Source organism: Streptomyces sp. NPDC057302 (genome assembly GCF_042667685.1).
GTDB lineage: Bacteria > Actinomycetota > Actinomycetes > Streptomycetales > Streptomycetaceae > Streptomyces.
In genome coordinates, this window is the sequence record NZ_JBHUZJ010000055.1 from 17,145 (window position 1) to 38,520 (window position 21,376).

Here is a 21,376-nt window from a genome sequence, read left to right on the forward strand (position 1 = left end):
AATCGTCAATGCGACGCGATGTCCTGTGGGGCGGGGGTGGGGCGGGGGACGGAGCGGGGTGTGGGGCGCCCCGCCGGGGTTTCACGCGCGAGTGGCCGCTACCTGGTCGAGCCGGACCAAATGGCTTCGTCATAGTCGAGGAAGCCGGGCTCGATCTGTACCTCAAGGGCCCGGGCGGCACCGGCCGGGAGACTCACCGCGTAGGTGGCCAAGGCCTGCTTGCCCGGCAGCAGGGTGCCGCTGAGCTGCTTCGGCAGGTCGCCGTCGTAGACCTGGTCGGCCTCCGCGCCGTCGGCGTCCTTGAAGTGGACTGTCGACAGGTCGAGGTCGATCTTCTGGTCCGAGTCGTTCACGACAGTGACCTTCACCTCGAAGGCTTTGTTGCCCGGTTCGTGGCCGGCGGCTACCTCGCCCGGCTGGTACGAGGTGGGCCTGGCGACCGTCACTTTCACACCGTCGTCGTAGGCGAACGTGTCGCCGAAACCTAGCTCGTCCGAGGCCTTCGCCTCCTTGCTGGGCACGTCGGTGGATCCGACGGATGTTTCCTTCTTGCCGCCCGTTCCGTCCAGTTCGTTCACCGTGTCGTTGACGACGGTGAACGTGATGACGAGTCCGACGATCGCGAGCACTGCGGCCACGCCACCCAGCGACGTGCCCCAGATCGCCGTCTTCTTGTTCGTGGCCTGGCCCTTGCGTGCCCGCCCGATCCCCACGAAGCCGAAAACGAGGGCCAGCACGGCCAGAATGCCGGCGGCCCAGAACAGGATCGGGATCAAGCCGCACAGTACGCCGATGATGCCGAGGACCAGTGCTGCGATGCCGAGCCCGTTCCGGGCCTGGGGCAACGGGGACTGGGGCAACGGGGCCTGGGGCGGCTGTGGGCCCCATCGAGGCGGAGTATTGCCGGGCGTGGCCATGCTGTAGCCCCCTCCGGTGGGAGAGAACCCGAGACTCTGCTGTGGCCATTATCCCTCTATCTGGGGAAAAGGGGCATTGCTGATCGGTCCCGGACCAGCAATGCCAAGGAGGCGGGGGTCAGGGCGGTGGTGCCCGGCCCCCACCTCGTTCAGCCCGAGCTAAGGGCGAGCGATCAGCTTCGGTAGCCGAGGACCGTCATCATTCCTGCCTCCGCGTGGTACACGTTGTGGCAGTGGATCATCCACAGGCCCGGGTTGTCCGCGTCGAAGTCCACCGTCAGGGTGGCGTTCGGCAGGATGATCGCGGTGTCCTTGCGGGGGCCGGCTGCCACGTTCGCCAGGGTGAACGTGTGGCCGTGCAGGTGGACCGGGTGCCACATCGTCGTCGAGTTGGCGAAGACCAGGCGGACCCGTTCGCCCGCGCGGACCGCGTGGCGTTGGGCGGGGGAGTAGGGCTTCTTGTCGAAGGCCCAGTCGTACTTGGCCATCGTGCCCGTCAGTTGGATCCTGATCGTGCGGTCCGGCTTGCGGGGCGGGAGTGCCACCGGCCCCGCCGCCCGCAGTTTGTCCGCCGTCAGGAGACGGCCCTTGAGCTCCTTGGGGCGGGTCGAGGGGGAGGGGGGTGTGCCGCCGCCCGTGCGCAGGACCGCGAGGGCCGTCGCCTTCTTGCCCTCGGCCGCCGCGGTCAGCGGGAACACGCCGTCCTTGGCGGTGACCAGGACGTCATAGCGCTCGCCCATGCCGAGCAGCAGCGCGTCCGTCTTCGCGTGCTCCACCGGGAAGCCGTCCGTGTGCGTCACCGTCATCTCGTGGCCGCCGAGCGCCACCCGGAAGGCCGTGTCACCGCCCGCGTTGATGATGCGCAGGCGGATGCGGTCGCCGGGGCGGGCCTTGAAGGCGGACGGGGCGTCCGGTGTGCGGCCGTTGATCAAGTAGTGCGGGTACGCCACGTCGCCCGCGTCGCCGCCTAGGAGGTCGCTCTTGGCGCCCATCATCATGCGGGATGGGCCTGAGGGTTCGGCTTCGGGCGTGGGTGTCGCGTCGGTCCGCAGTGACATGTTGGACATGTCGTGACCGCCCATGTCGTGACCGCCCGTGTCATGGCCGCTCATGCCCTTGCTGAGTTCCGCGAGCACGGCGTCCGGGGTCGAGCCGTCCACCCCGTCGACCCAGTCGTCCAGGACGACGACCCACTCCTTGTCGTACTTCAAGGGCTCCTTGGGGTCCTCGACGATCAGTGGTGCGTACAGACCGCGGTCCTGCTGGGTGCCGGAGTGGGGATGGAACCAGTACGTCCCCGGGTGCGGCACCGCGAAGCGGTAGGTGAAGTCGGCGCCGGGCTTGACGGCCTTCTGGGTCAGGCCGGGGACGCCGTCCATGTCGTTGCGCAGGGCCAGGCCGTGCCAGTGCAGGGACGTGGCCTCGGGGAGGTGGTTGGCGAGCGTCAGGGCGAGGGTGTCGCCCGCGGTGACGCGGACTTCCTTGCCGGGCAGCTGGTCGCCGTACGCCCAGGTCCTGACCGTGCGGCCACCGAGGTCGAGCTTGGCCGTCATGGCCATGAGCTTCACCTCGCGGACCGTGCCGTTTCCCGCTCGCTTCTTCTCCGCGGCGGCGACTTCCTCGCCGGAGGGGTCGACATAGCCCTTGGGGCTGCTCTCGGGGCTGCTCTTGGGACGGTCTTCGGGCCCGGAGCCGCTGCCGTGGCCCGCGTGGCCGGAGCCGGCGTCGGAGTCGGAGCAGGCCGTCAGGATTCCGGAACCGGCGACCGCCGTCGCGGCGCCGAGCAGGGCGCGGCGCGAAGGGGTGCGGTTCGAAGGGGAGCGCAGGGGTTGGTCGCGCATGGCTGAGTACACCTCGTCGTGGTGGTGCGTGCAGATGGGCGCATCTGCTGCTTCTGGTACACCGCTCGACGCCCTGAGGTTCCCATCGAGGACCCCACCAGGACGCGGGCAGCGCGAAGCAGCCGGTGCGTCGGCCTAAATGCGCAGCACCGAGAGGCGGGAGAGGAGTATGCGGGGCGGCGGCGGATTGGGCCGCAGCCCGTCCAGGAGCCGCGCGAGCGGACGCACGGGGACGGCGAAGCCGCCGGGGCGCAGGAGTCCTGCCTTCAGCAGCAGTACGAGGGTGAGCGCGGCGAGGACGGCCAGGCACACGGACATCGGGTCCATCCCGCCCATCCCGGTGGGCGCGGAGGCGGCCACGCGCGCGCGTGCGGTGTCGGCGCCGGGGCCGGTGTCGGGGCTGGGGCCTTCGGGCATGCCCGCGGATGCCGGGGCGTCGCCCATGCTCATCTCATGCCGGTCGACGGTCCGTTCGGGTCCGCTTCCGTGGCTCGTCGAGTGAGCGGCTGCGGGGCTCGCGGAGTGGTTCGTCGAGTGGCCCGTCGGGTGGCCCAGCGTATGCATCGTCACGATGCCGAAGAGCAGCGCGGCCAGCAGCAGGAGCTGCCTGCCGTTCGCTGACCTCTTCGTGACCGCCATGGGCGGAACCCTACCCCCGGCGGGTATCCGGCAACATGCGGGCCCCCGGTACTCCGCTGATCATGAGCCCATGATGAATCCGGATGATTTGGGGCATAACGCACCCGCTGGTGGTGGTGGGAGGTGGCGGCGGCCGTTCAGCTGCGCGGCGGCGTTCACCCTGCCGGGCGCTGCCTCCGCGGTCGGCCACGGGAGCCGTCAGGGAGGCACGCGTGCCGCCGACTAGCGCCGTCCGCCCCGCCGCGCCGACCGCGCCCGCGGAGTCCCGCCCCGACCCCGCCCGAACCGTCGCCGTCACCGTCTCGGCCCTCCTGGCGCTCGGCGCGGTCGCCTACAGCACGTGGCTCCTAGAAGCCCTCCTCGGGGCGGGGCTCTCGCCGGTGAGTTCGTACGTCAGTGAACTCGCCGCCCAGGACCAGCCGTTCGGCACGCTGTTCCGCACGACCGATCTCACCGCCGGGCTGCTGATCCTCGCGGGCGCTGCGGGCGCGCTGCGGTGGCTGCCGCGAGGGCGGGCCACCGTCGTGGGATGGGCGGGGCTCGCACTGTTCGGGGCGGCCACCGCGGTCGACTCCCGGCTGCCGATGAGCTGTGCGCCGACCGCCGACGCGGCGTGCGGGGCGAGGGAGCGGGCGGGGCTCGTGCCCGCGACGCATGCCGCGCACGTGGTGAGCAGCAGTGTCGCGGTGACGGGGGCGCTGGTGGGGATGGTGGCGCTGACGCTCGCGGCGCGCAGGTACGGCATTCTGCCCTCCCTCGCGGGCCCCCTGGGCGCCCTCCTCCTGCTCCTCGAACTGGCCGCCACCACGTGGACCCTGGCCGCCATCGCCGCCTTCGACGCGGGGTACGGCGCGTGGGCGATGGGGGTGGGCCAGCGGCTCCAGGTGTTGCTGATCGCGGTCTGGCTCGGGCTGCTCGCGCATGCGGTGCGGGCGGGTGTGCGGCGCGGATGAGTTTCGTACGGATCGGGGGCGTGCCGCACCACGTGGAGGTGGCGGGGAGCGGGCCGGTGTGCGTGCTGAGCGCGGGGCTCGGGCTCGCCTGGTTCGACTGGGACGCCGTGGTGGAACTCCTCGCCCCGTGGCGGACGGTCGTCCGCTTCGACCGGCCGGGGGCGGGGCTGAGCGGGCACGCGCGCGTGGCGCCCACGCTGGTGGGTGAGGCCGAGCGGATCGCCCGCATCCTGGACGCGTCGGGCTTCGGCGGCCGGCCCGCCACGGTGGTGGGGCACTCGCTCGCGGGCTTCCACTGCGAGGCGTTCGCCCGCCTCTTCCCGGCGCGCACGGCGGGCCTCGTCCTGCTCGACTCCAGCGTCGAGGAGCGGCCGAGGGTGCGGGTTCCGCGCGGGGTGCGGGTGGGGGCGGCCCGGGTGTGCGGGGCGGTGCTCGGCGGGGTGGGGGTGCCGTGGGCGGTGGGGCCCGCTCTGCGGAGGGTGGCGGTGCGGGGGGACGGGGCGTCGGTGGGTGAGGTGAGGCGGGTCTACGGGGCGAGCAGGGTGCTGCGGGGTTCTCTTCTCGAGTACGTGACGTACGGCGACGCGGCGGTCGAACTCGCCTCCCTGCGGCGGGAGTTCCCCTTCCGGGGGCGGCTCCCGGTGACGGTGCTTGCCGCGTACGCGGGGGGATCGGGGAGATGGCTCACCCGGCAGAGGGCCCTCGCCGCCTCGCTCGACGCGACGTTCCGCGTGGCGGAGCCATCGGGCCACTTGGTGATGCGGGACGCCGCGGGGGGCGTGGCAGAGGCGGTCCTGGCCACGTCCTGAGGTTGGGGCCCTTGGACCGCCGCTTCGCGGCGAATCTTTCCCGCCCACCCACCCGTTTACCCGGCAGTGCCTTCTTCCAGGGGAGAACGGGTGGCGGGGGGCTGTACCCCCGACGAGCTGCCGGGCAATCGGGCGGGTGGGCGGGAGACACCCGCCGCGAAGCGGCGGTTCAGGGCATACCGCCGGGTCACGAAAAACCGGCGGCCTCCCGGGCCTGGGGACAGCGGCGGTTCAGGGCATACCGCCGGGTCACGAAAAACCGGCGGCCTCCCGGGCCTGGGGACAGCGGCGGTTCAGGGGATGCCGCCGGGTCGCCAAGAAGCGGCGGCCCCCACGCCCCCGGAACCACTAACCGCGCCCCCCGACCCCCCGGGTCCCCCGCACGCTCTCCCGGATCACGATGTGCGTGCCCAGCAGGTGCCGCTCCTGGCCTGCTCGGGGTGCTCCCGCCAGGGCCAGGCGGACCGCTGTGCGGCCCATTTCTTCCGCGGGGATGTGCACGGTCGTGAGGCCGGGGGAGATGTCCGACGCCACCGGGTCATCGTTGTAGCCGACCACCGAGATGTCCTCCGGCACTCGGAGCCCGTACTCCCGCAGCGCGATCATCGTGGCCGCCGCCACCCTGTCGTCGCCCGCGAACACCGCCGTGAAGTCCGGCTTGCCGTCCGCCTTCTTGAGGAGGTCCATGATCGCCTCGTACCCGTGGTTCTGTCCGAACCCGATGCCGTGCAGGATCGCCTCCTCGCGCGGCACCCCGTGGTCGGCCAGGGCCCGCAGATATCCCGCGACGCGGTCCTCGCCGGTGGTGTGGCCCGGCTGGTAGCCGATCAGGGCGATCTTGCGGTGGCCCGCCCCCAGCAGGTGGCTCGTGATCGCGTACGCGCCCGCCTCGTTGTCGTACTCGACGACCAGCGCGGGAACGTCCGGCGCCGGCGCGGGACGCCCGCACAGGATCAGCCGGGAGCCCGCCGCCGCGAGCGCCTCCGCGTACCGCGCCATCCGCTCGCGGTACTCGTCGTCCTCGATGACACCGCCCACCAGGACCACCGCCTCGGCCGCCTGCTCGCGCATCATCTGCACCAGGGCGAGCTCACGGGCCGGATCGCTGTTCGTCGAGGCGACCAGCGTGAGCCTGCCCCGCTGGGCGGCCTCCATCTCCACGCCCTGCGCGACATGCGCGTAGAAGGGGCTCACCAACTCGAACATGAGCACCGCGATCGTCTTGCGGCCCGCGCCCGCCAAGGCGCGCGCGTGCGCGTTGGCGACGTAGTCGAGGTCCTTGACGGCCCGCAGCACCTTCGCGCGCGACGCGGTCGACGTCGGGTAGTTGCCCGCGAGGACCCGCGAGACCGTCGCGACCGAGACGCCCGCCCGTGCCGCCACATCGCGGATGGTGACCCGCTCACCCACTGTGTCTCCTCATGTAGCAGTACCTGGGCCAAGTAGCAGTCAGTATCCGGGTCAAGTAGCCGTGCCCGGGGCGGGGTTGCCCGGGGTTGCCCCCGCGGCGGCAGCCTCCACCCCCACCCCGGACCATCATCCCGCGCCCGCCCCCGGATCAGTGCGCGGCCTCGTACTCCTTTGCGAACTCCGCGTGCGCCTTGTCGCCGCCCTGCGTCTGCCACTTCTTGTAGACGGCGTCCCAGTCGGACAGCCTCTTGCGGCCCGAGACGATCGAGGTCACACCGTCCTCGATCACCTGCTGCATGGAAGCACCCTGCCGGTTGTACGTGTCCGACATCAGCCCCCAGTGGTCGTCGCGGACGAGGTTCGGCACGACCGCCTTCTCCCACGTGTGCAGCCGCTTGGTGAGATCCGCGTACCCCGGGAAGTACAGGGGCTGCGGCGCGTCCATGAGGTAGGCGAAGGGCAGGTTCGTCTTGTTCTCGACCAGGCCGAGGGAGTTGGCGATCGGGTCGCCGTTCTTGTCGTACTCGAAGTGTGTGCCCTCGACGCCCGAGTGCATCAGCTCGTACTCCTTGGAGCCGAAGGGCGACGCCAGCCAGTCCAGGACCCGCAGCATCAGCTTGACGCGGTCCTTGGAGGCCTTCTTGACGACGGTGTAGCCGAAACAGCCGCGGTTCTGCTGGTAGACGGGCGTCGTGCCCCCGACCGCGTACGGCACGGCGGCGTCCAGCGTGAACTCGTCCTTGATGCCCTGCGCGTTGGAGATGACCGCGCCCCAGCCGTCCGTCATCGAGCGGACCGTGCCGTTCTGGAACTGCGTCTTGAGGTCGACCTGGGAGATCGAGGTGGCGTCGGAGTTGTACGCGCCCGCCTTGCGCAGCTTGGACATGTACTCCAGGGCGGCCTTGAACTCGTCGGTCCCGTACATGTCGGTGACCTTGCCGTTCTTGATCTGCCACTGGTTCGGCGCCCCGTGCCACATCGCGTGGTAGAGGTAGCCGAAGAAGCCGACCGACGAGGCGCCCAGCGCGGACTTCCTGTTCGGCGAGGCCTCCTGCGCCATCGTCTGGAAGTCGGCCGCCGACATGCCCGGCTTGTAGCCCGCCTTGTCGAAGGCCTCCTTGTTGATGAACATCGCGCCCTGCACCTTGGCGCGCTCGATCGGCAGGCCGTAGATGCCACCGGAGACGCGGCCCATGCCCTCCCACGCGTACGTGGGGATGTTGGCGAGGTTCGGGTAGTCCTTGACGGCGTCCCCGGAGAGGAAGTCCGAGAGGTCCTCGCACCGCGACTTCACGAACTGCGACTCGCGCGGCAGGACGTACCCACCACCGAAGTTGATCATGTCGGGCAGGTCGTCGCCGGACATCAGCGTCGACATCTTGGAGCGGAAGTCCGCGTCCGGCACGACCGAGAACTCGACCTCGACACCGAGGGCCTCGTTCATCGCCTGCCAGTACTTGTTCGATCCGACCGGCTTCGGCGGGGTGCCGTAGGTGATGGTCATGACCTTGATCTTCTGCTTGCCGTTGCCCGGCTTCTCGGCCGTCGCCGCGACCAGCTTCTCCGGGTACTTGGTGAACCCGGGCTGTACGCCGTCGGCCGTGGGCGCGAGGTCGGGCTTGGGGCCCTTGGCGGGTGTGTACGTCGGCCAGGGCGCCGCCTTCTTGTTGGCGTTGCTGACCGAACCGCCGCCGCTGGAATCCGTGGAGCAGGCGGTGAGCAGGGAGGGGGCCGCGACCGCGGCCCCGCCGACGGCTATGGAGCGCAGCAGCGTACGACGCGACATCGAGGAACCGGACACAGTGTCGACCTTTCGGAGTGCGGGAGAGGTGGCTCAGCTCTTGATGGCGCCCGTGAGCACGCCCTTGGTGAAGTACTTCTGGAGGAAGGGGTAGACGATCAGGATCGGCACGGTGGCGATCACCAGGACGGCCATCTGCATCGTCTGCGGGGCCGAGACGTTCGAGGCGTCGCTCAGTCCGGTGTCCGCGATCTGCGAGCCGCCCATGACGTACGTACGCAGGACCTGCTGGAGCGGCCAGTGGTCGGACTCCAGGTAGATCGAGGCATGGAACCAGGCGTTCCAGTAGCTCACCGCGTAGAAGAGGCCGACCACCGCGAGGGCCGCCTTGGAGAGCGGGAGCACGACCCGCCACAGGATCTGCCAGTCGTTCGCCCCGTCGAGCCGCGCCGCCTCGTACAGCTCCTCCGGAACGCCCTGGAAGAAGCCCCGCAGGACGACCAGATTGAAGACGTTGATGAGGACGGGGACGATCAGGGAGCTGTAGCTCTCCAGCATTCCCATGCCCTTGACCAGCAGGAACGCGGGGATCATGCCGGGCGGGAAGAGAAACGTGAACAGGACGACCAGGAGGATCGGCTTTCCGCCGTAGACCTTGGGACGGCTCAGCGCGTACGCGAGGAACGTCGTGCACGCCAGCGAGGCGAGGGTGCCGATGATCGTGACGCCCGCGCTGACGCCGAGCGCCTTGGTGACGATGCCGCCCTCGAAGACCTGCTCGTAGGCGCGCAGGGTCGGGTGGGTCGGCCACAGGACCCAGCCGCCGTTGGCGATGACCTCGCGGTTCGATGCGAACGACGTCGAGATGATGACCAGGAACGGCACGAAGACCATGACCAGGATGGTGACGATCGCCAGCGCCTTGGCCACCTGGGTGACCGGCTTCGGCTTCTCCATCCAGGAGGGGCGTACGGGACGTGCCGGGCGTCCGGGGCGAGCGGCACGTGCCGGGCGCCCCGGGCGCGCCGTGCGTATCGCGGCGGCTTTTGTGCTCGTGCTCACTTGTAGACCCCCTGCTCGCCGAGGCGATGGGCGACCTTGTTGGCCGCGAAGACGAGAATCGCGCCGACCACGCCCTTGAACAGGCCCGCCGCCGCGGCGTATCCGGTGTCGCCGCCGACGATGCCCTGCCAGAAGACGAAGGTGTCGAGCACCTCACCGGCCTCGGGTCCGACCGACTGCCGTTGCAGCAGCATCTGTTCGAAGCCGACGGAGAGGATGTCGCCGAGCCGCATGATCAGGAGCAGGATGACGACCGGCCGGATGGACGGCAGCGTCACGTGCCAGAAGCGGCGCCAGGGGCCCGCGCCGTCGATGGCGGCGGCCTCGTACTGCTGCTCGTCCACCTGCATCAGCGCGGCGAGGAAGATGATCGTGCCCCAGCCCGCGTCCTTCCAGACGACCTGCGCGACGACGAGCGCCGGGTACGCGTCCGGGTTGCCGATGATGTCGACGGAGTGCAGACCCGCCTGCCCGAGAACGGAGTTGAGCAGGCCGGTGTCGGCGAGCACCTGCTGGAACAGGGCCACGACGATGACCCACGACAGGAAGTGCGGCAGGTAGACCACCGACTGCACGAAGCGCCGGGTCAGGTCCGAGGTCAGGCTGTGCAGGAGCAGGGCGAGACCGAGCGGGACCGGGAAGAAGAAGACCAGTTGGAGCACGGCGAGGAAGAGCGTGTTCCAGGTCGCGTGCCAGAAGTCCGGGTCGCCGAACATCCGGTCGAAGTTCTCGAAGCCGACCCAGGGGCTGGCCCAGAGGCCGTCGAAGGGGACGTACTCCTTGAAAGCGACGGCGTTCCCGATGAACGCGCCGTAGTGGAACACCAGGAAGTACGCGACCCCCGGCGCCATGAGCAGCAGCAGGACCCGCGAGGAGCGAAACCGTTTCCATCGCTCATCACGCTTGGTTTTGTTGCCATTTGGCCGGTTACTGCTCTTGCCGGGCGGCTTCACCGCCTCGGTTTCCGTCCGTTCCTTCGTCACCGCTGACACGGCAGCCCCTCCGTTGTCGGAACAAGGTGACCGGAATCTAAAGCGGTTACTAAGCCCGGTCAACCCCCTTGGCCCCGCGATCTCTTGACCACTGTCCCGACTTCGGCCTAGCCTCCAGGCGCTGTTGGGTAACCGGTTACTACGAGGGATGGTCACGCGTGGCAGACCAGGCAGAGTTGAAGGCTCCACCGAGCGGTCCGCCGGTCGCAGCGCTTGCCATGAGCGCGGATGTGGCCGAGCGGGTGTTCGCCCCCGACATCCGCGAACGGCTCGCCCGCTGCGTGGAACTGGCGCCCGCCCTGCTCACAGGCCCGCTCACCGGGGGCGATGCGCGGGCGGTGCTCGCCGACGCGGAGATCCTCGTGACCGGCTGGAACTGCCCGCCGATCACGGCCGATGTCCTCGCGCACGCCCCTCGGCTGCGGGCCCTCGTGCACGCCGCCGGATCGGTGAAACCCGTGGTGACGGACGCGCTGTGGGACCGGGGCGTGGTGGTCTCCTCCGCGGCCGACGCCAACGCGGGGCCCGTCGTGGCGTACACCCTCGCCGCGATCACCTTCGCCGCGAAGGGCGCCCTTCCGGCCGCCGCGGGCTACTCCACCGGATGGCCGCCCTTCACCGAGCGGGCGGGCGGGGACGCCCGCACCATCGGCATCATCGGGGCGTCACGGATCGGGCGCGGGGTGATCGCGGCGCTGCGGGGTTCGGACGCGGGATGGCGCGTGCTGCTGACCGATCCCTACGTCACGGGGGAGCAGGCGGCCGGACTCGGCGTGGAACTCGTCGACCTGCCGGAGCTGTGCCGGCGCAGCTCCATCGTCAGCGTCCACGCGCCCCAACTCCCGGAGACGCGGGGCATGGTGAGCGAGGAGATGCTGAAGCTGATCCCGGACGGCGGCACCGTCATCAACACCGCGCGCGGCTCACTGGTCGACACGCAGGCGCTGGCCAGGGAGTGCGCGGCGGGTCGCCTCGACGCGTTCCTGGACGTGACGGACCCCGAGCCGCTGCCTGCCGGTCACCCCTTGCTGGTACTCCCGAACGTGCTGGTCACCCCGCATGTCGCGGGCGCTCAGGGGAGCGAGGTGCGCAGGCTCGGGGAGTACGCCGTGGGGGAGGTCGAGCGGTTCGCGCGGGGGGAGGAGCTGCGGGGGCGGTTGCTGAGGGAGGAACTGCCCAGGCTGGCGTGAGGAGTTGCCCTGGCCGGCTCGCGGGGGTGGTCCTCGCGTGCCGTCGTCACCTGCACCGCCGCGGAGTCCGTCCTCAAGCGCCGGGCGGGCAGGACGGGCAGGACGGGCAGGACGGGCAGGGCGGGCAGAGTGGGCCGGGCGGGCCGTACGTCCGGCCCGCCCGGCGGCGACCGCCGAAGATCACGGCTTCGCGCCCCGCGCCCTCAGCAGATCCGCCATGAGCTCGATCTCCGACTGCTGGGAGTCCACCATCCCCTGCGCGAGGCGGCGTTCGACCCCGACCTCGCACCGGTCCGTACACCCCGTGGCCATATGGATCCCGCCCTTGTGGTGCTTGGTCATCAGCTGGAGATAGCGCACCTCGGCGGCCCGTCCGCTCAGCTTCCCCAGCTTTTCGAGCTCCGTGTTGGTCGCCATCCCCGGCATCAGGGCGCCGTCCTTGCCCGGCGGCATGTCGCCCATCCCCATCCACTCCATCGGAGCCCCCTGGGGCACCTTCGGCAGCTCCCACAGGTCGAGCCAGCCGAGCAGCATGCCGCGCTGGTTCGCCTGGGTCTGCGCGATGTCGTACGCGAGGCGCCTGATCTCCTCGTCCTTCGTGCGGTCGCGCACGATGTACGACATCTCCACGGCCTGCTGGTGGTGGGTCGCCATGTCCCGGGCGAAGCCCGCGTCGGCCGACTCCGTGGACGGGGCGGACGCGGCGGACGAGCCGTCCGACGAGGCCACCGCGGCCGTGATTCCGCCGGCGGCCACGGCCACCGCCGCGGCGGCCCCCACGGCCCAGCAGGTGCGCCGCCTCACTGGCCCTTGCCTCCGGTGCAGGCGGCCCCCGGCTCGGGGGTCTGCTTGCCCTGTACGTAGGTGGAGAAGAAGGAGCCGACCTTCGGGTCGGCCGCGCCGGTCACCGTGCGCTGATGGCCCCAGGCCGACAGCATGATCGGGTCCTTCTGGTCCTTGACCGGACTCATCAGGGAGTACGGCGTCTGCTTGACCTTCGCCTCGAGCTTCTTCAGGTCCGCGGCCTTCGCCTTGTCGTTGTACGTCACCCAGACCGCGCCGTGCTCCAGGGAGTGCACGGCGTTGCGCTCGGGGAGCTCGTCCTTGTAGACGTCGCCGTTGCAGTTCATCCACACCTGGTCGTGGTCGCCGCCCACCGGCGGGGTCATCGCGTAGCTGACGTCCTTGGTGACGTGCGTGCGGCCCAGCTTCTTCGCGTCCCAGACCTTCTCGCCGTCCGCCGTCGTTTTGAACGTCGGCGCGGACTTCCCGTCGGACGCGGCCGTGTCGGAGTCGTCGGCCTTCTGGAAGAGGACGACACCGCCCACGGCGAGCGCGGCGACCACCACCGCGCTCAGGGTGATCGTGATGACCCGGCCTCGGCGGTCGCGTGCGCGCTCGGCCTTGCGCATCTCGTCTATCCGGGCCTTGCGGGATGCGGTGCTCGTGTTCTTGGCGGAACCCATGATGTGTCCTTCGGCGAAACGGCGGAAAGGGCGGGACGCGCGTGGCGGAACATGCGGAACGGGGTGGAGCGGTCCGCTGATCGTAATGGGCGGGCCCGGCGGTCTGTAGGGGCAGTCGGAGGCAGTCCGGGCCGCCCGCTGTTACGGCCGCGCCGATCAGCAGGCACTATGGGCACAGGGCGGCACATGGCCCGCAACCTGCTCGAAACCGTGTGGTGGGATGCTCATGTGCCCCGATGTGTCCTCAGGAGTGGACAGAGCGCGGACACAGCGTGGACGCAGCGCGGAAGCAGGCGGTCTGACCAGCAAGGATGGGTGGAAGCGGAAGATGGACAAGCAGCAGGAATTCGTGCTCCGGACACTGGAGGAGCGCGACATCCGGTTCGTACGCCTGTGGTTCACGGACGTCCTCGGCTTCCTGAAATCGGTCGCGGTGGCCCCGGCCGAGCTGGAGCAGGCCTTCGACGAAGGCATCGGCTTCGACGGCTCGGCGATCGAGGGATTCGCCCGGGTGTACGAGTCGGACATGATCGCCAAGCCGGACCCGTCCACCTTCCAGGTCCTGCCCTGGCGCGCGGAGGCCCCCGGCACCGCCCGCATGTTCTGCGACATCCTCATGCCGGACGGCTCCCCGTCCTTCGCCGACCCGCGCTACGTCCTCAAGCGGGCCCTGGCGAAGACCTCCGACCTCGGGTTCACCTTCTACACCCACCCCGAGATCGAGTTCTTCCTCCTGAAGGACAAGCCGCTCGACGGCTCGCGGCCCACCCCCGCCGACAACTCCGGCTACTTCGACCACACCCCGCAGAACGTGGGCATGGACTTCCGCCGCCAGGCCATCACCATGCTCGAATCCATGGGCATCTCGGTCGAGTTCAGCCACCACGAGGGCGCGCCCGGCCAGCAGGAGATCGACCTCCGTTACGCGGACGCGCTCTCCACCGCCGACAACATCATGACGTTCCGCCTGGTCATGAAGCAGGTCGCCCTTGAGCAGGGGGTCAACGCGACCTTCATGCCGAAGCCGTTCTCCGAGCACCCCGGCTCGGGCATGCACACGCACCTCTCCCTCTTCGAGGGCGACCGCAACGCCTTCTACGAGTCGGGCTCCGAGTACCAGCTCTCCAAGGTCGGCCGCTCCTTCATCGCGGGCCTGCTCAAGCACGCCGCCGAGATCTCCGCGGTCACCAACCAGTGGGTGAACTCCTACAAGCGCATCTGGGGCGGCTCGGAGCGCACGGCGGGTGCGGGCGGCGAGGCTCCCTCGTACATCTGCTGGGGCCACAACAACCGCTCCGCGCTGATCCGCGTCCCCATGTACAAGCCCGGCAAGACCGGCTCGGCGCGGGTGGAGGTCCGCTCGATCGACTCGGGCGCGAACCCGTACCTGACGTACGCGGTCCTGCTGGCCGCGGGCCTCAAGGGCATCGAGGAGGGCTACGAACTCCCGCCGGGCGCCGACGACGACGTGTGGGCCCTGAGCGACGCCGAGCGCCGCGCGATGGGCATCGAGCCGCTCCCGCAGAACCTGGGCGAGGCGATCGCGCTGATGGAGCGCAGCGAGCTGGTCGCGGAGACGCTGGGTGAGCACGTGTACGACTTCTTCTTGCGCAACAAGAAGCAGGAGTGGGAGGAGTACCGCAGCGAGGTCACGGCCTTCGAGCTGCGGAAGAACCTGCCGGTGCTGTAAAGCCCCGTCAGGGGCGCGGGGAACTGCGCGAGCAGCCACAAAAAAGCCGCAGACGCATGTGCCGGGCAACCCGGCAGATGGGCCTGCGGCTTTTCCCGTGCTGAGCGGCGCAGCTAAGGGGCGCTGACGATCGCCGCCCGCAGAGGCGTGTCCGCACGGACCCGGTACTCCTGGATCGCCCAGCCGTTGCCGTCCGGGTCCTTGAAGTACATGAACGTCCCGCCGTCCTGCGGCGCGTGGGCCACCGGCTCCGAGATCTCCAGGCCGCGCGCCGTCAGCTCGGCATGGGCCGCCTTCGCGTCGGCGACGCACAGCTGGAGGCCCTGGTAGGAACCGGCGGCCGGGGTGGGGCCGTCCATCGTGTCCCAGAGGGTGTCGGCGAGGGCGATGGAACAGCCGGAGCCCGGCGGGGTCAGCTGGACGATACGCATGCCCGGCATGACCTCCTGGTCGATGTCCACGTGGAAGCCGAGCTTGTCGCGGTAGAACTCCTTGGCACGGTCGACGTCGCTGACGGGGAGCGGGATCACCTCGAGTGTGTATTCCATGGGCCGAGTACATCAGGGGGCGAGGGCCCTGTCAGCGTGAACGGCGGCGTCCGCTCCGGCGCGCCGGACGTGACGCGCGGGCCCCTCAGGCGAAGCGCCACCGCGTCTGGCTGAACGGCTCGCCCTTGCCGAAGCCGAAGGCCGTGCGGGGGGCCACCTCGAAGACGTACGCGTGGCCTGGGCCGTGGTGGAAGCAGCCGTCCCGCACCTCGTAGTGCCAGAAGCTGCCGTACTTCTCCTCCCACGCCGCCGCCAGGCGCCGCAGCCTGTCCTCGTCGGTGATGCGGGCCGCGCGGCCCTCGACGACCAGGTCGAAGCCCTTGTCCCACAGGGCGACACCCGTGGTCAGCACGACCTCCGGGCTGGCCGCCACGTTCCGTGCCTTGCGCTCCTGGGGGCCCGTGCAGAAGTGCAGCGCGCCGTCCTGCCAGACCGCGGGCAGCGGTGTGACGTGGGGGCGCCCGTCGGGCCGTACGGTCGAGATCCAGAAGAGCTCGGCCGCCTTGAGCTGGCGCAGGGCGTCGGGCCAGGGAGTCGCGACGGCCCCCGCACTGCTGTACCGGGCATCCAGTTCTGTACGCGGTTCCTTGCTCGGCATGGTCCGCCTCCAGGCGTCGACACCAATGCTCCCGTCCAAGGATGGACCGCGCACGCGGGCAGAACTCATCGGTCAGGCCGTAGGCTCGGGCCAGGAGTGATCGAACGGAGGCGCGAGGATGACGGTGCCGCAAGGGCGCAGAAGCAGTACGTTCACGCGGCTGCTGCGGCATGGCTTCACCGATCCGTCCACCGCCGAGCGGCTGCTCGGGGCTCCCGAGCTGTCATCGGTGCGGACCGACCCGGTGCTGCTCGACGCCCTGGGGGCCGCCGCCGACCCGGACCTGGCCCTCCTCGGCCTCGTACGACTGGTCGAGGGACAGCCCGACGACACCAGCCGCCGGGAGCTGCTCGACACCCTGGTCAGCGCCAAGCCGCTGCGTGACCGGCTGCTCGGGGTGCTCGGCGCGTCCGAGGCCCTCGCCGACCACCTGGCCAGGCACCCCCGCGACTGGCGGGTCCTGGTCACCTACGAGCTCGCCGACCTGCACCCCGGCGTCGAGGAGTTCGAGCGCGGCCTCGCCGACGCCACCGACCCGGTCTCGCTGCGCGTCTCCTACCGCCGCTGCCTGCTTGCCATAGCGGCCCGTGACGTCTGCGGCACGACGGACCTGCCCGAGGCCGCCGCCGAGCTCGCCGACCTGGCGACGGCGACCCTGCGCGCCGCGCTCGCCATGGCCCAGCAGGCGGCCCCCGCGGACGCCGCGCAGTGCAGGCTCGCGGTCATCGCGATGGGCAAGTGCGGTGGCCACGAGCTGAATTACGTGTCGGACGTCGACGTCATCTTCGTCGGCGAGGCCGTCGACAGCACAGAAGGCGCCGACGAGGGCAAGGCGATCCAGGCCGCGACGCGGCTCGCCTCGCACATGATGCGGATCTGCTCGGAGACCACGGTCGAGGGCACCATCTGGCCGGTCGACGCCAACCTCCGTCCGGAGGGCCGCAACGGGCCCCTGGTGCGCACCCTCAGCAGCCACCTGGCCTACTACCAGCGCTGGGCCAAGACCTGGGAGTTCCAGGCGCTGCTCAAGGCCCGACCGGTGGCCGGGGACCTGGCTCTCGGCGAGGAGTACGTCACCACGCTCGCGCCCCTCGTCTGGCACGCGGCCGAGCGCGACAACTTCGTGCCCGACGTGCAGAAGATGCGCCGCCGGGTCGTGGAGAACATCCCGGCCGGCGAGGTCGACCGCGAGGTGAAGCTGGGCCCCGGCGGCCTGCGGGACGTCGAATTCGCCGTACAGCTGCTCCAGCTGGTGCACGGCCGCGGCGACACGTCGATCCGCAGCGGCTCGACCCTGGTGGCCCTGGAGGCGCTCGCCGCCGGCGGCTACGTGGGGCGGGTGGACGCCGTCCAACTCGACGACGCCTACCGCTTCCTGCGCTCCCTGGAGCACCGCATCCAGCTCTTCAAGATGCGGCGCACCCATCTGATCCCCGAGGACGACGCGGACCTGCGGCGCATCGGCCGCTCCCTGGGCATGCGCATGGAGCCGATCACCGAGCTGAGCCGTGCGTGGAAGCGGCACACCTCGGTCGTGCGCCGCCTGCACGAGAAGCTCTTCTACCGTCCCCTCCTGGACGCCGTGGCCCAACTCGCCCCCGTAGAGACCCGCTTGAGCACGGACGCGGCCCGCGCGCGTCTGGTGGCCCTCGGCTACCACGACCCCGCGGCCGCCCTGCGCCACCTGGAGGCGCTCGCCTCGGGCGTCACCCGCAAGGCGGCGATCCAGCGCACCCTGCTGCCCGTGCTCCTGGGCTGGTTCGCGGACTCGGCGGACCCCGACGCGGGCCTCCTGAACTTCCGCAAGGTGTCCGACGCCCTGGGCAAGACCCCGTGGTATCTGAGGCTCCTGCGCGACGAGGGCGCCGCGGCGGAGAACCTGGCCCGCGTCCTGTCCGCCGGACGCCTGGCCCCCGACCTCCTGCTGCGGGCCCCCGAAGCGGTGGCCCTGCTCGGCGACCAGCGCGGCCTCGAACCGCGCGACCGCGCCCATCTGGAGCAGGAGGTGCTTGCCGCGGTGGGCCGCGCGAACGGCGCCGAACAGGCGGTGACGGCGGCGCGGGGCGTCCGCCGCCGCGAGCTGTTCCGCACGACGGCGGCGGACATCATCGGCTCGTACGGCACGGAGGAGAGCCCCGTGGCGGCCGACCCCGGCGCGCTCCTGGACCGGGTGGGTGACGCGGTCTCCGACCTGACGGCGGCCACGATCGCGGGGACGCTGCGCGCGGTGGTCCGCGAAGGCTGGGGCGACACGCTGCCGGTGCGGTTCGCGGTGATCGGCATGGGCCGCTTCGGCGGCCACGAACTGGCCTACGGCTCGGACGCGGACGTCCTCTTCGTCCACGAGCCGCGCGAGGGCGTCGGCGACCACGAGGCGGCGAAGGCGGCCTCCCAGGTGGTGTCGGAGATGCGCAGGCTCCTGCAACTGCCCAGCTCCGACCCGCCGTTGCTGATCGACGCGGATCTGCGCCCGGAGGGCAAGAGCGGCCCGCTGGTACGGACCCTCGCCTCCTACGAGGCCTACTACCGCCGCTGGTCACTGGTCTGGGAGTCGCACGCGCTGCTGCGGGCCGAACCGGTCGCGGGCGACGCCGAGTTGGGCAGCGCGTTCATCGACCTGGTGGATCCGTTGCGCTATCCGGCGGAGGGCCTCGGCGAGGACGCGGTCCGCGAGATCCGCCGCCTGAAGGCCCGCATGGAGGGCGAGCGCATGCCGCGCGGCGCCGACCCCACGCTCCACACCAAGCTGGGCCGCGGCGGGCTCTCGGACGTCGAATGGACCGTCCAGCTCATGCAGTTGACCCACGGCTGGGTCGAACCGGGCCTGCGCACCACCCGCACCAGGGAGGCCCTCGCGGCGGCCTGCGCGGCCGAGCTGATCCCGACGGAGGACGCGGCGATCCTCGACGAGGCGTGGGTCCTTGCCGCGCGGGTGCGCAACGCGGTGATGCTGGTGCGCGGCAGGGCGGGTGACACGTTCCCCTCGGACGGGCGCGAACTGGCGGCGGTGGGCCGGTACTTGGGGTACGACCCCGGGCACGTGGGCGACATGCTGGACGACTACCGGCGGGTCACGCGCAGGGCGCGCGCCGTGATGGAGGAGAGGTTCTACGGGGCGTAGAGGCCCATGGCCCCAGGGGCATGACTCCAGGGCGAAGGCCCCTGACGCGCGGCGCTACAGCATGGTCCGCGCGTGCGCCAGGAACCCCGTGAGCGCCAGCTCGAAGGCACGGTCGGCGTGGCCCGGCGGCGCCGCGTCCAGGGCCCGCGCCAGGGCGGGCGTCGACGTCTCGTCCGGCAGCTCCCACATGGCCTCGGGCGCGGCCAGGTCGAGCGCCGAGCCGAGCACCAGGTTCTCCAGGGCGATGATCACCGGCATGACGTCGGCGAGGGCGAACCCCGCGTCGATCAGCAGCGTCACCGCCTGCTCGTACTGCTGGAGCACCCGTGGGGCACGCACCGGTGAGGTCATGAGGAGCGGGACGACCTTGGGGTGGGCCGCGAAGGCCGCGCGGTAGGAGCGGGCCCAGGCCGACAGGGCGGCGTCCCAGGGGCTTCGCGGGTCGAGGGCCTCGGTGTCGATCGCGTCGCTCACCCGCTCCCGCAGCAGCTCGACGATGCCGTCACGGCCGTCCACGTGGTGGTAGACCGAGCCCGTCTGCGCGCCCAGGCGCTTGGCGATCTGCGGGACGCTGAAGTCGCCCTTCTCGTCGATGAGGGCGAGCGCGGTCGTCGTGATGCGGTCCCTGTCGAGCAGGGGGGTGCGCGGCCGTCCCATGTTTTCGATCTCCCCGTGAAGCCTTCCCGGATGCCTGCCGATGAGGCTACATTGCGGAAACCGAAAGCCTTTAGGTTGCGGGTTCGCGGCAGTCACTCCTCCTGCCGCGTGCCCTGGCCTGCCCTGCCCCCGCCTGCCGCAGAAGGGCTTCCTGCGCATGTCCACCACCGCCCCAAGACCAGCCGCCGAGGCCGAACCCACCCTCAGGACCGGCTCCCTCGGCACCGCCGACATCGCCTTCTTCGTCGTCTCGGCCGCCGCCCCGCTCACCGTCATGGCGGGCGTCGCCCCCATCGCCATCTCGCTGGGCGGCATCGGGGCGCCCGTCGGCTATCTGCTCGCCGGGATCACGCTCGCCGTCTTCGCCGTCGGCTTCACCGCGATGAGCCGCCACGTCCGCAGCGGCGGCGCCTTCTACGCGTACATCACGCGCGGCCTCGGCCGCCCCGCCGGCATCGCCGCGGCCCTGCTCGCCATGCTCGGCTACAACGGCATGGAGATCGGCGTCTACGGACTCCTGGGCACCGCCACGCAGGACACCGCCCACGCCCTGTTCGGCGCGGACATCCCCTGGCTTCCGGTGTCCCTCGCCGGGCTGCTCCTGATCTGGTACGCCGGATACCGCTCGATCGACTTCGGCGCGAAGCTGCTCGGCGTGCTGCTCGTCGCCGAGACCGGGATCCTGGTGCTGCTCGCCGGCGGCGTCCTCATCAAGGGCGGTACGGGGGAGGGGCTGAGCCTGGACGGCTTCGCCCCGGGCCACATCTTCGTCCCCGGCACGGCGGCCGTACTCGCCTTCGCCTTCGCCGCGTTCACCGGTTTCGAGTCGACCGTCATCTACCGCCGTGAGGCGCGCGATCCCGACCGGACGGTGCCGCGCGCGACGTACATCGCGGTGGCGTTCCTCGGGCTCTTCTACGCCTTCGTGGTCTGGACGGTGATCCAGGCCTTCGGTGACGAGGCGGTGGTGGAGGCGGCCGGGTCGGACCCGGCCGGGCTCTTCTTCTCGGCCATCACGACGTATGTGGGCGGCTGGGCCGCCGACTTGATGCACGTACTGATCGTGACGAGCGTGCTGGCCTCGCTCCTCGCCTTCCACAACGCGATCAACCGGTACGGGCTCGGGCTCGCGGAGGAGGGGGTGCTGCCGAAGGCTCTCGGCCGGGTGCACGGGCGGCATCGGTCGCCGTATCTGGCGGGGGCGGCGCAGACGGTGCTGGGGGCGGTGGTGGTCGTCGCCTTCGCGGCGGCGGGCGCGGAACCTTACGCGCAGCTTCTGCTGTGGGTCAACACCCCCGGGATGATCGGCCTGTTGGCGCTCCAGCTGATCGCGGCGGTGGCCGTTCCCTTCTACTTCCGGCGAATACGCCACGGGGAGGGTGTGCTGAGGACGGTGGTCGCGCCGGTGGTGGCCACGGTTCTGCTGAGCGTGGCGCTGGTGCTGGTGGCCACGCACATCGACGTCTTCACCGGGGCGAGCCCCTTCGTGAACACCATCCTGGTGGGCGTGGCTCCGGCCGTCTTCGTCCTGGGCCTGGTCCTCGCGCGACGACTGCGCCGCCGCCGTCCAGAGGTGTACGAGGGCTTCGCCTCCGAGCCGAACTGAACCTTCCCCGACCCCGCCCCTTCCCGGCTGTATCAATGTGCGGCTCCGCCGCGTGGCGTGCCTGCGCCCCGGGCCTGCCCGGGGCTCCGCCCCAGACCCCGGACAAGATGTCCTCAAACGCCGGACGGGCTGGAAA

General features: G+C 70.8%; 18 protein-coding genes. 6 read left to right on the top strand and 12 right to left on the bottom strand.

Translation table 11 applies throughout. The annotated features are described in order from the left end of the window. Positions 1-98: 98 nt before the first annotated feature. The 3 genes from ACFUPX_RS30215 to ACFUPX_RS30225 form a co-directional block, all read right to left on the bottom strand. Positions 99-845 (bottom strand): DUF4190 domain-containing protein, encoded by a 747-nt coding sequence (locus ACFUPX_RS30215; protein ID WP_383329620.1) that lies wholly within the window; start codon positions 843-845, stop codon positions 99-101. A 245-nt stretch (positions 846-1,090) separates the two neighbouring features. Then, positions 1,091-2,758: a multicopper oxidase family protein gene (locus ACFUPX_RS30220; RefSeq protein ID WP_383329623.1), complete on the bottom strand. Its 1,668-nt coding sequence runs from the start codon at positions 2,756-2,758 to the stop codon at positions 1,091-1,093. A gap of 135 nt (positions 2,759-2,893) precedes the next feature. Beyond that, complete coding sequence (locus ACFUPX_RS30225) at positions 2,894-3,397, bottom strand: hypothetical protein (protein ID WP_383329625.1); 504 nt, start codon at positions 3,395-3,397, stop codon at positions 2,894-2,896. 311 nt (positions 3,398-3,708) lie between these two features. Between ACFUPX_RS30225 and ACFUPX_RS30230 the strand changes: the two genes are divergently transcribed. Together ACFUPX_RS30230 and ACFUPX_RS30235 are read left to right on the top strand one after the other, a co-directional pair. After that, complete coding sequence (locus ACFUPX_RS30230) at positions 3,709-4,350, top strand: DUF998 domain-containing protein (protein ID WP_383329717.1); 642 nt, start codon at positions 3,709-3,711, stop codon at positions 4,348-4,350. Then, entirely contained in the window at positions 4,347-5,159 is an 813-nt protein-coding gene (locus ACFUPX_RS30235; RefSeq protein WP_383329628.1) for an alpha/beta fold hydrolase, read from the top strand. Before ACFUPX_RS30230 ends, ACFUPX_RS30235 begins: the two co-directional genes overlap by 4 nt. 348 nt (positions 5,160-5,507) lie before the next feature. Here ACFUPX_RS30235 and ACFUPX_RS30240 read toward each other — a convergent pair whose 3' ends face one another. The 4 genes from ACFUPX_RS30240 to ACFUPX_RS30255 all read right to left on the bottom strand — a co-directional run bounded on the left by ACFUPX_RS30240 (position 5,508) and on the right by ACFUPX_RS30255 (position 10,223). After that, positions 5,508-6,569 (bottom strand): LacI family DNA-binding transcriptional regulator, encoded by a 1,062-nt coding sequence (locus tag ACFUPX_RS30240; RefSeq protein WP_383329631.1) that lies wholly within the window; start codon positions 6,567-6,569, stop codon positions 5,508-5,510. Between the two features lie 148 nt (positions 6,570-6,717). Continuing rightward, on the bottom strand, positions 6,718-8,355 hold the full coding sequence (locus ACFUPX_RS30245) for a sugar ABC transporter substrate-binding protein (RefSeq protein WP_383329634.1): 1,638 nt from the start codon (positions 8,353-8,355) through the stop codon (positions 6,718-6,720). Between the two features lie 48 nt (positions 8,356-8,403). Then, positions 8,404-9,267, bottom strand: a complete 864-nt coding sequence (locus ACFUPX_RS30250) for a carbohydrate ABC transporter permease (RefSeq protein WP_383329636.1) — start codon at positions 9,265-9,267, stop codon at positions 8,404-8,406. 101 nt (positions 9,268-9,368) lie between these two features. Beyond that, a complete protein-coding gene (locus ACFUPX_RS30255) occupies positions 9,369-10,223 on the bottom strand; it encodes an ABC transporter permease (protein ID WP_383329639.1) in 855 nt (284 codons plus the stop codon). Between the two features lie 359 nt (positions 10,224-10,582). On the opposite strand from ACFUPX_RS30255, the gene ACFUPX_RS30260 reads away from it, so the two are divergent. Beyond that, complete coding sequence (locus tag ACFUPX_RS30260) at positions 10,583-11,554, top strand: hydroxyacid dehydrogenase (protein ID WP_383329720.1); 972 nt, start codon at positions 10,583-10,585, stop codon at positions 11,552-11,554. A gap of 180 nt (positions 11,555-11,734) precedes the next feature. Here the strand turns inward: ACFUPX_RS30260 and ACFUPX_RS30265 are convergent, their stop codons facing one another. Further along, on the bottom strand, positions 11,735-12,358 hold the full coding sequence (locus tag ACFUPX_RS30265; protein WP_383329642.1) for a DUF305 domain-containing protein: 624 nt from the start codon (positions 12,356-12,358) through the stop codon (positions 11,735-11,737). Then, on the bottom strand, positions 12,355-13,020 hold the full coding sequence (locus ACFUPX_RS30270) for a DUF3105 domain-containing protein (RefSeq protein ID WP_383329645.1): 666 nt from the start codon (positions 13,018-13,020) through the stop codon (positions 12,355-12,357). Before ACFUPX_RS30270 ends, ACFUPX_RS30265 begins: the two co-directional genes overlap by 4 nt. A 328-nt stretch (positions 13,021-13,348) precedes the next feature. Here ACFUPX_RS30270 and ACFUPX_RS30275 point away from each other — a divergent pair, with 328 nt between their 5' ends. Further along, complete coding sequence (locus tag ACFUPX_RS30275; RefSeq protein ID WP_160504710.1) at positions 13,349-14,710, top strand: glutamine synthetase family protein; 1,362 nt, start codon at positions 13,349-13,351, stop codon at positions 14,708-14,710. A gap of 113 nt (positions 14,711-14,823) precedes the next feature. Here the strand turns inward: ACFUPX_RS30275 and ACFUPX_RS30280 are convergent, their stop codons facing one another. Together ACFUPX_RS30280 and ACFUPX_RS30285 are read right to left on the bottom strand one after the other, a co-directional pair. Further along, positions 14,824-15,258, bottom strand: coding sequence for a VOC family protein (locus tag ACFUPX_RS30280; RefSeq protein ID WP_383329650.1), 435 nt, complete (start codon positions 15,256-15,258; stop codon positions 14,824-14,826). A gap of 85 nt (positions 15,259-15,343) precedes the next feature. Beyond that, positions 15,344-15,856: a pyridoxamine 5'-phosphate oxidase family protein gene (locus ACFUPX_RS30285; RefSeq protein ID WP_383329653.1), complete on the bottom strand. Its 513-nt coding sequence runs from the start codon at positions 15,854-15,856 to the stop codon at positions 15,344-15,346. A gap of 118 nt (positions 15,857-15,974) precedes the next feature. Between ACFUPX_RS30285 and ACFUPX_RS30290 the strand changes: the two genes are divergently transcribed. Next, entirely contained in the window at positions 15,975-18,977 is a 3,003-nt protein-coding gene (locus tag ACFUPX_RS30290) for a bifunctional [glutamine synthetase] adenylyltransferase/[glutamine synthetase]-adenylyl-L-tyrosine phosphorylase (RefSeq protein WP_383329656.1), read from the top strand. Between the two features lie 54 nt (positions 18,978-19,031). Here ACFUPX_RS30290 and ACFUPX_RS30295 read toward each other — a convergent pair whose 3' ends face one another. Beyond that, positions 19,032-19,634, bottom strand: a complete 603-nt coding sequence (locus ACFUPX_RS30295) for a TetR/AcrR family transcriptional regulator (RefSeq protein ID WP_383329659.1) — start codon at positions 19,632-19,634, stop codon at positions 19,032-19,034. 157 nt (positions 19,635-19,791) lie between these two features. Here ACFUPX_RS30295 and ACFUPX_RS30300 point away from each other — a divergent pair, with 157 nt between their 5' ends. Next, positions 19,792-21,240 (top strand): APC family permease, encoded by a 1,449-nt coding sequence (locus ACFUPX_RS30300; RefSeq protein WP_383329662.1) that lies wholly within the window; start codon positions 19,792-19,794, stop codon positions 21,238-21,240. Positions 21,241-21,376: the final 136 nt, after the last annotated feature.